This window comes from Methanolacinia petrolearia DSM 11571, assembly GCF_000147875.1.
In the GTDB taxonomy this organism is placed as follows: Archaea; Halobacteriota; Methanomicrobia; order Methanomicrobiales; family Methanomicrobiaceae; genus Methanolacinia; species Methanolacinia petrolearia.
Map to the genome: position 1 here is coordinate 928966 of NC_014507.1, position 13522 is coordinate 942487.

Below are 13522 nucleotides of genomic sequence, written 5' to 3' on the forward strand. Positions count from 1 at the left end.
TTCCGCTTTTTAATGAACTATGCCAGACCTGATCCTGCCCACAAGCCCTTTCACCGATTCATAAATCCCATCGTCACTCTCAAGATTCTCCCCGACAGCCGAAACGATCGCACTCCCGACGACGACACCGTCTGCACCCGCGTCGATCATCTTCTTCGCGTTCTCGGGCCCCGAGATCCCGAAGCCGACGACGACCGGGATGTCGAACGTCTTCTTCGCCCTCGCGATAAGATCGAGGGCCTCATCCGGGATCTTGTCTCTCTGTCCGGTCGTTCCGAGAGCGGAGATGAGATATGCAAAGCCCTTCGCCTTCCCTGCGATCTTCTTCATCCTCTCTTCGCTCGTCGTAATCGAGACCAGAAAGATCTGTGCAAGCCCGTGCTTCTCCGCCGCTGCAAGAGCCTCGTCCGACTCTTCGACCGGCATATCGACGATGAGCACCGCATTCGCACCGTTCGCCTTCGCTTCGGCGTAGAACCTGTCGAAACCCATTCTGATTATCGGGTTTATGTACGTGAAGATCACGATCGCGGCCTCCGAGATGCTCCTGATATGGCCCGCGATTTCAAAGGCAGTCGCCGGAACCGCTCCCGAGGAGAGTGCCCTCCCGTCCGCCGCCTGGATCACCGGGCCGTCTGCCACAGGATCAGTGAACGGGATTCCGACCTCGATGATATCCGCACCGCCATCGACAAGGGCCGAGGCGACGATCTTCGATCTCTCCGTATCCGGGTCGCCCGCCACCATGTAGGCGACGAACGCAGGTTTCGAGAAAGCCTTTTTTATTCGGTCCATCAGACTACCCCCGAAAGTTTCGCGACCCTCGCCACGTCCTTGTCTCCCCTTCCCGAGAGGCACACGACCACGATATCGTCCTTATCGAACTCCGAAGAGTTGTTCATAAGGTATGATACCGCATGTGCGGATTCCAGTGCCGGGATGATCCCCTCCTTCTTCGAGAGGTACGCAAACGCATCCAGGACATCGTCGTCCGCCGCCATTCTGTAATCCACTCGTCCGTTATCTTTCAGCATGCTGTGCTCCGGCCCTACTCCGGGATAGTCCAGTCCCGCCGAGATGCTGTCCGTATCAGAGATCTGGCCGTTTTTGTCCTGGAGGAGATACGAGAGCGCACCGTGAAGAACGCCCGGCTCACCCTTGCAGAGGGCCGCACCGTGCTGTCCCGGTCCGTCTCCCTTTCCGCCCGCCTCGACCCCGATGAGCCTGACAGGATCTTTAATGAACGGGTAGAACATCCCCATCGCGTTCGAACCGCCGCCGACGCATGCAATCGCCGCATCCGGCAGCCTACCTTCGGCCTCCATGACCTGCCTTCTCGTCTCCTTCCCGATCACCGACTGGAAGTCCCTGACCATCTCCGGGAACGGGTGCGGGCCGACGACCGAGCCGAGGACATAGTGCGTATTCATCACGCTCGCAACCCAGTCACGCATCGCCTCGTTCGTCGCATCCTTGAGCGTCTTCGTCCCCGAACTCACCGGGTGAACCTTCGCTCCCATCAGCTCCATCCGGAAAACGTTCAGCTTCTGCCTCTCGCAGTCCTTCTCGCCCATGTAGACCTCGACCGGAATCCCGAGAAGAGACCCAGCGATCGCGGTCGCGACCCCGTGCTGTCCCGCACCCGTCTCGGCGATAATCCGCTCCTTTCCCATGTATTTCGCGAGCAGGACCTGGCCGAGGGTGTTGTTGATCTTGTGGGCGCCGCCGTGGAGAAGGTCCTCCCTCTTCAGGTAGACCCTGCACCCGAGATCCTCCGACATATTCCTGCAGAACGTAAGCGGAGTCTCGCGTCCGGCATAATTCTTCAGGTAACCGTCAAGCTCCGCCCTGAAACGCTCGTCGGCCATGAACTTCCTGTAGTTCTCTTCGAGCTCGTCCAGAGCGAACATCAGCGTCTCGGGGACATACTGCCCGCCGAATCTCCCGTACCTGCCGGGCTTATCTACATTCACAGGCATGCCTCCGCCTCCCTGCAGTGCCTTATGAACTCCGCAACCCTCTTCGGGTCCTTTATTCCCGGACTCTTCTCGACCCCCGACGATACATCCACCGCCGAAGGAGAGATCGTCCTGATCGCATCCTCGACATTTTCCGGGTTAAGTCCGCCCGCGAGAATCACCGGGGCGCCGGTCTCCCTGACCATCCGGATCGCGAAATCGCTGTCGTAAGGTGTCCCGTTTCCACAGCTCCCGTCGACGAGCACCATATTGTAGCCCGGAACCGGCTCTTCGCCCGGCCGGACCGCACGAATTACGCGTATCCCGCATTTATCCGGGACCCCGATCCCACTGTGGAGCTGGATCGCGTCGGGCTTCACGTGCATTATGACCTCCAGGTCGCTCTCCGATCTCGTATCCGTAACGCAGACCTTCATCGTCGTCGGCTTCAGGGCGGCGAAGATCTCCTTCGCACGCTTCACAGGAACCGATCTCGGCGAATCCGAGCACACCACGACACCGATCGCGTCCGCACCCAGCTCCTCGGCCGTCAGTGCGTCCCTGACCGTCGTTATCCCGCAGATCTTTATGCGCATACGAGCCCCTCCAGTGCCTTCGCCGGGTCTTCAGCCTTCATCAGGTATGTCCCGACGAGGAACCCGTCGCAGCATTTTCTCATCTCCCTGATATCCGCAGGGCCGGTGATGCCGCTCTCGCAGACGACCGTCACCCCTCTCCCTGCCGCAAGGGGGCCGAGCCTCCTCGTCGTTTCAAGTTCTGTCTTCATTGTCTTCAGGTTCCTGTTGTTGATCCCGATTATCCGTGCTCCGCCCGAGATCGCGTTCTCCATCTCGGCCTCGTCGTGGACCTCCACGAGGGCCTCGAGCCCGAACCCGTGCGTATATTCTATGAACCCGCCCAGTTCCTCACCGAGAACCGCCGCGATAAGCAGAACCGCATCGGCCCCGAGTGCCGCCGTCTCCCTGACCTGTGCCTCGTCGACGACGAAATCCTTTCGCAGGACCGGGACCGCTGTCTGCGGCCGGATCTTTTCTATAAATGAATTATCCCCGCCGAAGAACTCCGGGTTGGTAAGGACCGAGATCCCTGCACACCCTGCATCAACGTATCCCGACGCAATCCCCGCCGGGTCTTCATAACTCCTGATCAGACCTTCGGACGGCGACCTGAATTTAATCTCGGCTATAACCGGGTTTACGCCGTTCTGTTTCCGGGTCCTAATGCTCTTTTCAAGGCTTTGGATCTGCCTTTCCTCTACCGGGACGGAAGAGTCGATCTCCTTTACCCGGCGTCTTGTGCTCTCCACTATCAGGTCAAGCATTGCCGTCACCTTCGTCACTTCCATACGATCCGTATCCCACGAGGGCTTCGAGCTTCCGCATCGCCGAACCGCTGTCTATGGATGTTTCCGCCGCCGAGAGTCCCTTTTCAAGTGTCGGAGCATAACCGCCCACGTAAATCGCCGCAGCGGCGTTGAGAAGGACGATGTCCCTCGCTCCTATACACTTTTCTCCCTCATCTCCGCCGAGCACCCGCCTGATGATGCATGCATTCGTCCGGGGATCGTCTCCCGTCAGTTCGCCGGGGGAAGAGAGCGGGATTCCGAGGTCCCTGCAGTCAAGAGTGTATTCCGTAATCTCCCCGTCCTTCAGCTCGGCGACCGTCGTCTTGCCGGCCGTCGTGATCTCGTCGAGCCCGTCGCCGTGGACGACCATCGCCCTTTCGGTCCCGAGAATCGCGAGCACCTCGGCGATCTTTACTACAAGCTCCCTGTCGTAGACCCCGAGGAGCTGGGCCTGTGCACCAGCCGGGTTTGCGAGCGGGCCGAGGACATTGAAGACTGTCCTGATCCCGGTCTCCTGCCGTGCGGTCGAGGCATGCCCCATTGCCGGGTGGAAACTCCTTGCGAAGAGGAACCCGATCCCGATCTCTTCGATCGTTCTCTCGACAGTCGCCGGTTCGGCCATGATATCGACCCCGAGGGCCTCGAGGACGTCCGCCGAACCGCACCTGCTGGAGACGCTCCTGTTCCCGTGCTTTACGACCGGGACACCCGCACCTGCCGCAACGATCGCGGCCGCGGTGCTTATATTGAACGTATTGCTCCCGTCACCTCCCGTTCCGCACGTATCCACAAGAGTTCCTTTGACCTTAGGATGAATTTTCACTCCCGACTCCCGCATGGCTTCAGCGAAGGACGCGATCTCGCGGCTCGTCTCACCCTTCATTCTCATTGCGGTGATGAACGAGGCGATCTGGGAGTCGGTAGCTTCCCCGGCCATGATCTCTCTCATTACCGAAGCGGCTTCAAAATCCGTCAGGTCCGATCCGTCCACGGCGGCCGCGATTGCACTGCGGATCATCTGCATATTCCCTCCCTCAGGAAATTTTCCATGAGCCTGTCGCCGGCCCCTGTCAGTATGCTCTCCGGGTGGAACTGAACCCCTTCGACCGGGTATTTCGTGTGCCTGACGCCCATAATCATCCCGTCGTCCGTGCTCTTCGCAGTCAGGACGAGCTCCTTGGGGAGCGTCTCAGCCAGCACTGCGAGCGAATGGTAACGTGTCGCTGTGATGGGCGACTTCAGCCCCGAGTAGATGCTCCCACCGTCGTGGATGATCTCCGAGACTTTCCCGTGCACCGGCTTGTTGGTCTTTACGACCTCGGCACCGAAGAAGTGGCAGATCGCCTGGTGGCCGAGGCAGACCCCGAGCGTCGGGGTATCTTTGCTCAGTGTTTCGAGAACCTCGAGGCAGAGTCCCGAGTTCTCCGGCTTTCCGGGCCCCGGCGAGAGAATGATCCTGTCGTAGTTTCCTGCGAAGACCTCCTCCGGGTCCGCGTCGTTTTTGAATACGGTGAGGTTGCAGCCGGTCTTTCCGATCTGCTGGCAGAGGTTGTATGTGAAACTGTCGTAGCAGTCTATCACAAGGACATTCATCTCGCCATCCCTCCGTCTCTCATCACTCCCGCTCCCTTTCCTCCGGCAGCATCGATCGATTTTATTATCCCCGCAGCCTTGCTCTCGGTCTCGAAGAACTCCGTCTCGGGAACAGAGTCGGCGACGATTCCCGCTCCTGCCTGGATCGTAAGCTTCCCGTTCTCTGCGAGGACCGTTCTTATCGCAATCGCGAAGTCGATGTCCCCGTCCGGGCAGATATACCCGACCGCTCCGGCATAGAGCCCTCTTGCTTCTGTTTCTAGCTCGTCTATTATCTCCATCGCCCTGATCTTCGGGGCACCGCTGACCGTTCCCGCCGGGAAGCAGGACCTCAGTGCGTCGAACCCGTCGAGGCCCTCCGAGAGATCGCCTTCTACGGTGGATACTATATGCTGGACATGGGAGAACTTCTCGACCTCCATGAACTGCGGCAGCCTGACCGTCCCGTATTTCGAGATCCTGCCGATATCGTTTCTCGCGAGATCGACAAGCATGATATGCTCCGAGCATTCCTTTCCGTCGGCAAGCAGCTCTTCGGCAAGTGCAGCGTCCTCTTCCGGTGTCATTCCGCGTTTCCTCGTCCCTGCGATCGGCACGGTAGAGACCGTTCCCTTCCTACACCTGACAAGCATCTCCGGGCTTGCTCCGATCACCTGGCGTCCGCCGAAGTCTATATAATACATGTAAGGGCTCGGGTTGATCTTCCTCAGCGCCCTGTATATCGAATACGGGTCGCCGCCGAATTCGCATTCGAACTTCCGTGAAACGACGGCCTGGAATATGTCTCCCGAGTAGATGTATTCGCGGGCGGAACCGACCATATCCTCGTAGGACTCCTTTCCCGTGGGGGAGGTGTATTCGCACCGGTCGCCGGCAGGCCCGTGTTCCGTTTCCGTTTCGTTTTGCTTTCCCCTGAGGAGATCGACCATTCCGGCGATCCTTCCTGCGGCCCTAAGGTATTCCGACCTGGTATCCGTATCCTCACCGATCTTCAGGAGCGATGCGAAGTATACCGAATTTTCAAAATGGTCGTATACAATATAGTCCCCAGGCATGAGGAATTCTGCGAGCGGGAAGTCGTTGTCTTCCTTCTTCTTCCTGCTGCCCAACCGCCCGGGGTAGAGCGAGTATACCATATCATACGAGAAGTAGCCCGTAAATCCGCCGGGAAAGATCGGGATTCCGGTATTGCAGAACCGCGGGTTCTTTATCGCGGCTCTTGCGGCTTCGAGCGGGTCTCCGTTTATCTCGCCGTCCGGCTTTCCGGTGAACTCGCGGTCGCCCGTGATCTCCGTCTCGTCCGAGATCGTGATCTTCGCCCGGACGTTGAAGCCGAGTATCGAGTATCTCGCCAGTTTTTCGTTTCCTTCGAGAGATTCGAGTATGAATCCCCCGTCTCTGCATCCATCTTCGCGCAGAATCCCGAATGCATCCGCAGGTCTCGGGAACGTATCGTCGAATACCGCGTAAACAGGAATTATCGCCGGATAATCCTTTTCCGCACAGATCTTTTCTATTTCCGAATATGCTGGTATTGTTTCCTGTAATAAACCGGTCTCCATTCCACCGGCATCACCTCGTGTCACAACATTATTCAGTTTTGTACATATTTATACATTGTTGTACTGTGATGTACAGAAGTTGGTACGTGAGTATTGTGAAGCTGCTGTAAACCCTGCACTCCTGTTTTCGTGCCGCCGTCACGCTTCCCGCACAGTCTCCTGAAACAGGGCTTTAACGGGGAGATCTGCACGATTTCTGGATTTTCGATGCACAAAATTAAGTATTCTCCGGTGCCACTTATATGAACAAGTATGGCCTCCGTTGAAGAAGAAATAAAAGCACTCGAAGACGAGATACAGAATACAAAATACAATAAGGCTACTTCTCATCATATCGGCAGGCTCAAGGCGAAACTTGCGAAACTGAAGGATGAGGCCGTAATGAGAGCGATGGCCTCGGCCGGCGGAGGAGAAGGCTACTCGGTCAAGAAGTCGGGCGACGGAACGGTCGTCCTCGTCGGTTTTCCTTCGGTTGGTAAATCCACGCTCCTCAACAAACTTACGGGCAATACTGACAGCGAGACCGCAAGCTACGCGTTCACCACGCTCACCGTCGTCCCCGGAGCGATGGAGCACAAGGGTGCGAACATCCAGATCCTCGATATCCCCGGACTTATCGCGGGAGCGGCGATGGGCAAAGGCCGCGGAAAGGAGGTCATCGCCGTCGTAAGAGGCGCCGACCTGATCCTCCTTCTCGGCGACGTATACAATGAAAAGCACATCAACGTCCTGATAAACGAACTATACGACGCCGGCATTCGTATCAATAAGAAGAAGCCTGATATCACGATAAAGAAGGCGTCAAACGGCGGTATAAGGTTCAACACAGTCGGTTACTCGGGTCTCGACCTCGAGGAGATCCGTGCGATCCTCGCGGAGAACAAGATCGTCAACGCAGATGTCCTCATCAGGGGCGAGGTGACCCAGGACGACTTCATCGACGCGATGTTCGGCAACAGGGTCTATGTTCCCGCTTTCTTTGCAATCAACAAGGTGGATCTCGTCGACGAGCAGACCCGGCGGGATATCGTAAAGGACGTGACGAAGAGATTCGGAAGGCCGCCGATCATGCTCTCGGCCCACAGCGGGTACAATATCGAAAAGCTGAAGGACGAGATCTACGACCAGCTCGGCTTCATCAGGATCTACATGAAACCGGTCGGGGGAAAGGCGGACATGGAAGAGCCGCTCATCATCAGGGAGCCTGCGACTGTGGAAGATGTCTGCAACAAGCTTCACCGCGAATTCGTCAGCAAATTCAGGTACGCGAAGGTCTGGGGCCCGTCGGTCAAGCACGACGCACAGAGGGTCAGCCTCCCGCACCAGCTCCTGGACGGGGATATTCTGACAATCGTTACAAGGGCCTGAAAGGATCTTTCAGGTCAGTGACTCTTTTATTGCAGCAAGGGGAGCGTCGGTCTTCAACCCGGTTCCGCAGTAATGGACTCTTGAAGCGGCGTATCCCTTCTCTTTGAGCGATTCGATTACATCGTCGATCGATTTCGGGGATACTTTCCACAATCTGCTCAGCACGTGGTAGTCGTAGAATGTAGATGTGTCGAGCTCTTCACCGAGTGTCGTGAGGAGTTTTTCTATCTTTATTTGATTGTCGAGTTCCGCTTCAGGGAGCTTTTCGAGCATCTCGGCGATGAGCTCCTTGTCGTTGATCGGCCCGAGCCAGACCGGGCCTGAGACTGCAAGTTTTCCGCCGCATTCGCTGCACCGGATCGTCTCGGGAAGGATTCCTTTCTGCTCGGTCCTGAACCCGCAGCTGTTGCAGTGGTGGACGTAGCCGAGATTCGCGAGTGCCTTGTCAGCCCTTCCCGCTCCCCCGGTGACTCTCAGGTGGACCCTGACGAAGTGCTCTCTCGCGTAGCAGAAGAGCGGTTCGATCCCGCGATCGTATTTTGCGCATTCCCTTGCCGCGTAGCCGAGGAGAACACGAAGGCCGGTCTCCGAGTGGTATTCGTTGTTCAGGGGTTTTGAGAAATACCGGCGGATTCCCGCCTTGAGATGTGCACCGCAGAGTGGGGCGGTGTCCGTCGCCGTTAAGAAGAGATATTTTTTGGCAGATGCCGCCGCCGAGTTCATGAAGGGTGCGGGCGAGCCGAAGGGATCGATATCGACCGCATCGAATCTTCTCTGGTGCATCAGGACGTTCGCGTCGCATTCGACGACCTCCGCCTCCTTGCAGCACCGGTCGCGGTTGTATTTTATCAGTGTTATAGAGTCGGTGTCCTTGTCGCAGATCGTCGCCTTAATCCCGCATTCCTTCGAGACCCGGAGCCCTCTTGCTCCCGTTGCCCCCATCGCGTCGAGGTAGGTCTCGGGCTGGAGACACTTCAGGATAAGAACAGTCAGGTCCCTGTTTATCGCCATCCTTTTGTTGAAGAATACCGGTGCGCTTCCCGGCGGGAAATTGGTCGCTTCGTCCTGCTCCGGAATCAGGAATGCGGTCTTTCCCTCCTTTATTTCGACAAGTTTCATTTCAAAATCCCTTCAAACCGGCGTTTCAGTATATTGTATGGCGTCATCTGCCTTAATCTGTATATCAGGAAATCTTATAGCTTATACAGTCTTAGTTATTAGAGCAGTTCTCGTGAGGGCTTGTGGCCTAGCCTGGATATGGCGTTAGCCTCCTAAGCTAAAAGTCAGGGGTTCGAATCCCCTCAAGCCCGTTTTTCTGAATTTTTAGTATTTCTTTGGATTGTCTTTGTAGGGGCATAAGTCCGTTTTTTTGATTTTTTGTATTGGGGCATAAGCCCCTTCGGGGCAGCCCGGTGCTTAGTTTGCTCCGCAAACTTGCGCAACGATGATAACCCGGCCTGGACGCTACCCTTTCGGGTAGCCTCGGCCGGGAATTTTAAAATTATTTAAATGGTGGTCTTTGATTTTTGGGGTTTCGAAAGGGCAACAGCCCTTCGGTTGCCTCAGTCGGGGAAAAAACAGTTTGGATATTAATTAGTGCCGGGGTGTCGCTTCAGGTTTCAAAAGGGCCGACAGCCCTTCGGTTACCTCAGCCGCGAAAAAATAATGCACTGTTATTAATAATGGAGCCGCAGGGACGCTCGTCCGTCCCGAGGCGACCTATCGCCGTGAGGGGGAGGGTCACAGGGAAGGGGAAAAATCCCCCTCCCTCTAGTAGCGAAAGAAAATGAATTAAATAAAGAATATTATTACTATGGCAACAGGAGGAGCGTTCAGGGAATTTGAAAACAGGGTAATCATAACCCCCAGGCAGAAGATCTACAACTTACTCAACCTTGGAATCGACGGCTACGGGCCCGGCCGGATCTTTAATACCCTGATGTTTCTCTTCATAACAATAATCATCGTCAACGTAATCATCCAGACCGTCCAGGGCCTGCCTGCGACTGTCTACCTTTTCGGCAGGCTTCTCGACTCTCTCGCGGTTATCGTCTTCACCTCCGAATATATCCTCAGGGTCTGGACCTGTGTCGAGAACCCCGAATACCATAAGAAAAACGCGGCCGAGACCGCAATCTTCGGGCGGCTCAGCTACATGGTCTCGGGAATGGCGATAATCGACCTCGTGGCCCTCTTCTGGTTCTACCTCCCGTTCTTCTTCGCGGACCAGGAGGTCTACGCGATGGTCGGAATCCTGAAATTCTTCACCATATTCAAGCTCATCAGGTACTCCCCGTCGCTCCACGTCATCGCCAGGGTCTTCAACGCAAAAAGGCGCCAGCTCGCGATGATGTTCTACATAATCCTCTTCCTGCTCGTAGTCACCTCCGCAATCATGTTCTACATCGAGCACCATGCCCAGCCGGAGAAATTCGCCTCGATACCCGATGCGATGTGGTGGGCCGTAATAACGCTCACCACCGTCGGCTACGGGGACGTCTACCCCATAACCCCGCTCGGCAAGTTCTTCGGCGGGCTCTCCGCACTCCTCGGTGTAGGCGTCATCGCACTCCCGGCCGGTATCCTCGCCTCGGCATTCATGGAGGAGGTCTCCAAGGAGGCGAAGGAAGAGGAGGAGCAGATAGAAGAATTCAAAGACGAAAGCGGAGAAGGAAACGAAGAAAAAACCGGAGACGATACGGAAAACAACAGCCACGGGACGAAGTGCACGTGCCCCGAATGCGGCCACGAATTCTTCCTCCCGGACGAAAACAATTAGTGCGGTGCATCTTAAAGCGATTACCTCCACCATAAAATACTTTGAAGCATAGAACCAACACTTAGGCACCATGAGTAGCAATACTCTCAGAAACGACGCTCTTTTCATTGCTGAAAACGCCACCGTAATCGGCGACGTATCCCTCGGGAAGGATACCGGAATCTGGTTCGGGGCCGTGCTCAGGGCCGACAATGAAAAAATAACAATAGGCGAAGGCTCGAACGTGCAGGACAACTGCGTAGTGCACGTCTCCAAAGGCCACCCCATAGTCATCGGGAAGAACGTATCGATAGGCCACGGTGCAATCGTCCACGGGTGCACCATCAGAGACAGGGTTCTCGTCGGGATGGGATCGGTGATCCTCAACGGGGCCGAGATCGGCGAAGACACCATCATCGGAGCGGGAGCCGTAGTGCCGGAGAACAAGACGATCCCGCCGGGCTCGGTCGTCATGGGAGTCCCCGGAAAGGTCGTAAAGGAGACCTCCGAAGAGCAGAAGGCCCACATCCTTAAGAATTCGCAGATCTATATCGAACTCGCAGGGAGATATGCCAATGAGTGAGATCGCGGTTATCGGTGCCGGAGCGGCCGGAATCCAGGCGGCACTCGATGCGGCCAACAGGGGGATCAAAGTCCATCTTATCGAGAGGGAGCCGACGATCGGCGGCAGAATGGCGCAGCTCGACAAGACCTTCCCGACAAACGACTGCTCTATGTGCATCCTTTCTCCGAAGATGGTCGAGGCGGAGAGGAACGAGAATATAATACTCCATACGCTCACCGAACCCGTATCCCTCGAAGGAGAGGTCGGCAATTTTAAGCTGACACTGCTCCGTCACCCCCGGTACGTCGATGCAGAGCTCTGCAACGGCTGCGGGGACTGCTACGAGGTCTGCCCCGTCGAGGTATACAACAGGTACGACGCCGGCCTCGGGGTCAGGAAAGCGATATACAAGCCGCACGCCCAGATCGTCCCGAACCTTGCTATCCGCGACCCGGAGCACTGCATAGACTGCGGGCTCTGCTACGATGTCTGCGGAAGGGAAGCGGTCCGTCACGACGACGAGGACTCCGAAGAGGAGTTCACCATCAACGTCGCTGCCATAATCATTGCGACCGGCTACGACACATACAACCCGGAGAAGAAGACCGAACTCATGTATCTCAGGCACCCCGATGTTATCACGAGCCTTGAGTTCGAGCGGATGATCTGCGCCAGCGGGCCGACCGGCGGAAAACTCAGGAAGCTCTCGAACGGAGAAAAGCCGAGATCGATCGTCTTCGTCCAGTGCATCGGGTCGAGGGATCTTACGATCGACCGGTGCTACTGCTCGTGTGTCTGCTGCATGTACGCTATAAAGAACGCCATGCTGATAAAGGAGAAGAACCCGGACACCGGGGTCACGATGCTCTACATGGATATCCGGGCCTACGGCAAGGGATACGAGGAATACTATGAGCGGGCGAAGAACCTCGGCATAAACTTCGTCAGGGGAAGGCCGGGGGAGATCCTCGAAAAGCCCGGAAAGGGGCTTGAGATCATGGTCGAGGATACCGAGACAAGGGAGTTCCTGAAGCTCAGCCCCGACCTCATCGTCCTCTCGGTCGGGATGCAGCCTTCGAAGGGTGCGGACAGGATCGCGGAGATCTTCGGGATAAAGACCGAAGACTCGGGATTCTTCAGCTCGCCCGAGATGAAGCTCAACCCGGTCGGAACGATCAGGCCCGGAATATATATCGCAGGAGCGGCATCCGCCCCGAAGGACATCCCCGACAGCGTAACCCAGGGCGAGGCGGCGGCGATGAAGGCGTTCCTCGACGCACTGAAGGCGGGAGCCTGACCGGAATATAATATGGAGGAGAAGACCGTATACTGGGACCACGATTCCGGTTCCATAATTTTTATCGAGCAGACCGCACTTCCGGCCGAATACAGGACAGTCTCATGCAAATCCGTCGAGAGGCTTGCAGAGGCAATCCGGAGGCTCGAAGTCCGCGGGGCTCCTGCACTCGGTGTCGCGGGTGCGTTCGGCGTCGCCCTCGCTGCGAAGCTGCACGATGACTCAAACATGGACTCTTTTCTGCGGCTTGTCCGGGAGGATGCCGACTATCTCAACTCGACGAGGCCGACCGCCGTGAACCTCTCGTGGGGGATCAACAGAACATACGAATCGATAAAGAACGCCGCATCGCCGGAAGAGGCGGCTGAAACCGCTCTCAGGGTCGCAGAGGAGATCGCGGCCGAGGACGAGATGATGTGCCGGAAGATCGGCGAGACCGGTGCGAAGTTCCTCCCCGACGAATGCACGGTTCTCACCCACTGCAACGCGGGCGCCCTTGCATGCTATACATGGGGAACGGCTCTTGGCGTGATCAGGTCGGCGGTCGAGGCGGGGAAGAACGTATCCGTAATTTCGTGCGAAACCAGGCCGCTCAACCAGGGATCGAGGCTCACAGCATGGGAGCTTTCGAGGGACAATATCCCCGTAAAGACGATCACCGATTCCAGCGCCGCTTTCCTGATGAAGAGAGGCGAGATCGATGCGGTCGTCGTCGGTGCCGACAGGATAACGCACGATGCGGTATTCAACAAGATCGGGACCTACATGCATGCGGTCTGCGCAAAGCACCACGAAATCCCGTTCTATGTCGCCGCTCCTACATCGACGTTCGATGCGACACTCTCGGAAAAGGACGTCGTCGTCGAGCAGAGGGACAGGAACGAACTTGCGAAATGCGGAGACCGTCTCCTCATGCCGGATTCGGTGGATGCGATAAACTACGCGTTCGATTCGACGCCGGTCGAGCTCGTAACGGCGATATTCACCGAGAAGGGAGCGGTCAGGCCGCCGTTCTCGGTCGATGAAATATTGCAGCGAAAGGTTGGTATATAACC

The 13522-nt window shown here is 56.7% G+C and carries 13 protein-coding genes and 1 tRNA gene; 6 read left to right on the forward strand and 8 right to left on the reverse strand.

Annotated elements, in window-relative coordinates; all coding sequences use genetic code 11:
• Positions 1-9: 9 nt before the first annotated feature.
• The 7 genes from trpA to MPET_RS04695 are packed head-to-tail and all read right to left on the reverse strand — an operon-like array spanning position 10 to position 6479.
• Positions 10-795: a tryptophan synthase subunit alpha gene (trpA, locus tag MPET_RS04665; protein WP_013328860.1), complete on the reverse strand. Its 786-nt coding sequence runs from the start codon at positions 793-795 to the stop codon at positions 10-12.
• The gene (gene trpB, locus MPET_RS04670) at positions 795-1979 is read right to left on the reverse strand and encodes a tryptophan synthase subunit beta (RefSeq protein WP_013328861.1); all 1185 of its coding nucleotides are present in this window, start codon (positions 1977-1979) and stop codon (positions 795-797) included. The genes trpA and trpB overlap by 1 nt, the downstream gene beginning before the upstream one ends.
• A complete protein-coding gene (locus MPET_RS04675; RefSeq protein WP_013328862.1) occupies positions 1970-2554 on the reverse strand; it encodes a phosphoribosylanthranilate isomerase in 585 nt (194 codons plus the stop codon). Before MPET_RS04675 ends, trpB begins: the two co-directional genes overlap by 10 nt.
• Positions 2545-3324, reverse strand: a complete 780-nt coding sequence (locus MPET_RS04680) for an indole-3-glycerol phosphate synthase TrpC (protein WP_013328863.1) — start codon at positions 3322-3324, stop codon at positions 2545-2547. The genes MPET_RS04675 and MPET_RS04680 overlap by 10 nt, the downstream gene beginning before the upstream one ends.
• A complete protein-coding gene (gene trpD, locus MPET_RS04685) occupies positions 3293-4342 on the reverse strand; it encodes an anthranilate phosphoribosyltransferase (protein ID WP_013328864.1) in 1050 nt (349 codons plus the stop codon). Before trpD ends, MPET_RS04680 begins: the two co-directional genes overlap by 32 nt.
• Positions 4339-4917, reverse strand: coding sequence for an anthranilate synthase component II (locus MPET_RS04690; protein ID WP_013328865.1), 579 nt, complete (start codon positions 4915-4917; stop codon positions 4339-4341). Before MPET_RS04690 ends, trpD begins: the two co-directional genes overlap by 4 nt.
• Positions 4914-6479, reverse strand: coding sequence for an anthranilate synthase component I family protein (locus MPET_RS04695; protein ID WP_013328866.1), 1566 nt, complete (start codon positions 6477-6479; stop codon positions 4914-4916). The genes MPET_RS04690 and MPET_RS04695 overlap by 4 nt, the downstream gene beginning before the upstream one ends.
• Positions 6480-6731: 252 nt before the next feature.
• On the opposite strand from MPET_RS04695, the gene MPET_RS04700 reads away from it, so the two are divergent.
• Complete coding sequence (locus MPET_RS04700) at positions 6732-7847, forward strand: OBG GTPase family GTP-binding protein (protein WP_013328867.1); 1116 nt, start codon at positions 6732-6734, stop codon at positions 7845-7847.
• Between the two features lie 9 nt (positions 7848-7856).
• Here MPET_RS04700 and MPET_RS04705 read toward each other — a convergent pair whose 3' ends face one another.
• On the reverse strand, positions 7857-8966 hold the full coding sequence (locus MPET_RS04705) for a tRNA (guanine(10)-N(2))-dimethyltransferase (RefSeq protein WP_013328868.1): 1110 nt from the start codon (positions 8964-8966) through the stop codon (positions 7857-7859).
• A gap of 116 nt (positions 8967-9082) precedes the next feature.
• On the opposite strand from MPET_RS04705, the gene MPET_RS04710 reads away from it, so the two are divergent.
• From MPET_RS04710 to mtnA, 5 genes are all read left to right on the forward strand, one after another.
• Positions 9083-9157 (forward strand) — tRNA-Arg (locus MPET_RS04710).
• A 503-nt stretch (positions 9158-9660) separates the two neighbouring features.
• On the forward strand, positions 9661-10626 hold the full coding sequence (locus MPET_RS04715) for an ion transporter (protein ID WP_013328869.1): 966 nt from the start codon (positions 9661-9663) through the stop codon (positions 10624-10626).
• A gap of 70 nt (positions 10627-10696) precedes the next feature.
• Positions 10697-11188 carry a gamma carbonic anhydrase family protein gene (locus MPET_RS04720; protein ID WP_013328870.1) on the forward strand — a complete coding sequence of 164 codons (492 nt, stop codon included), beginning with the start codon at positions 10697-10699 and terminating at the stop codon, positions 11186-11188.
• Entirely contained in the window at positions 11181-12467 is a 1287-nt protein-coding gene (locus tag MPET_RS04725) for a CoB--CoM heterodisulfide reductase iron-sulfur subunit A family protein (protein ID WP_013328871.1), read from the forward strand. Before MPET_RS04720 ends, MPET_RS04725 begins: the two co-directional genes overlap by 8 nt.
• A gap of 12 nt (positions 12468-12479) precedes the next feature.
• On the forward strand, positions 12480-13520 hold the full coding sequence (gene mtnA, locus MPET_RS04730) for an S-methyl-5-thioribose-1-phosphate isomerase (RefSeq protein WP_013328872.1): 1041 nt from the start codon (positions 12480-12482) through the stop codon (positions 13518-13520).
• Positions 13521-13522 lie beyond the last annotated feature (2 nt).

Excerpts from the sequence above, each read along its gene's own strand:
- MPET_RS04725 (WP_013328871.1), top strand. The coding sequence starts at position 11,181 with ATGAGTGAGATCGCGGTTATCGGTGCCGGAGCGGCCGGAATCCAGGCG.
- MPET_RS04705 (WP_013328868.1), bottom strand. The coding sequence starts at position 8,966 with ATGAAACTTGTCGAAATAAAGGAGGGAAAGACCGCATTCCTGATTCCG.
- MPET_RS04680 (WP_013328863.1), bottom strand. The coding sequence starts at position 3,324 with ATGGAAGTGACGAAGGTGACGGCAATGCTTGACCTGATAGTGGAGAGC.
- mtnA (WP_013328872.1), top strand. The coding sequence starts at position 12,480 with ATGGAGGAGAAGACCGTATACTGGGACCACGATTCCGGTTCCATAATT.
- trpA (WP_013328860.1), bottom strand. The coding sequence starts at position 795 with ATGGACCGAATAAAAAAGGCTTTCTCGAAACCTGCGTTCGTCGCCTAC.
- trpD (WP_013328864.1), bottom strand. The coding sequence starts at position 4,342 with ATGATCCGCAGTGCAATCGCGGCCGCCGTGGACGGATCGGACCTGACG.
- MPET_RS04700 (WP_013328867.1), top strand. The coding sequence starts at position 6,732 with ATGGCCTCCGTTGAAGAAGAAATAAAAGCACTCGAAGACGAGATACAG.
- trpB (WP_013328861.1), bottom strand. The coding sequence starts at position 1,979 with ATGCCTGTGAATGTAGATAAGCCCGGCAGGTACGGGAGATTCGGCGGG.
- MPET_RS04720 (WP_013328870.1), top strand. The coding sequence starts at position 10,697 with ATGAGTAGCAATACTCTCAGAAACGACGCTCTTTTCATTGCTGAAAAC.
- MPET_RS04715 (WP_013328869.1), top strand. The coding sequence starts at position 9,661 with ATGGCAACAGGAGGAGCGTTCAGGGAATTTGAAAACAGGGTAATCATA.
- MPET_RS04695 (WP_013328866.1), bottom strand. The coding sequence starts at position 6,479 with ATGGAGACCGGTTTATTACAGGAAACAATACCAGCATATTCGGAAATA.
- MPET_RS04675 (WP_013328862.1), bottom strand. The coding sequence starts at position 2,554 with ATGCGCATAAAGATCTGCGGGATAACGACGGTCAGGGACGCACTGACG.
- MPET_RS04690 (WP_013328865.1), bottom strand. The coding sequence starts at position 4,917 with ATGAATGTCCTTGTGATAGACTGCTACGACAGTTTCACATACAACCTC.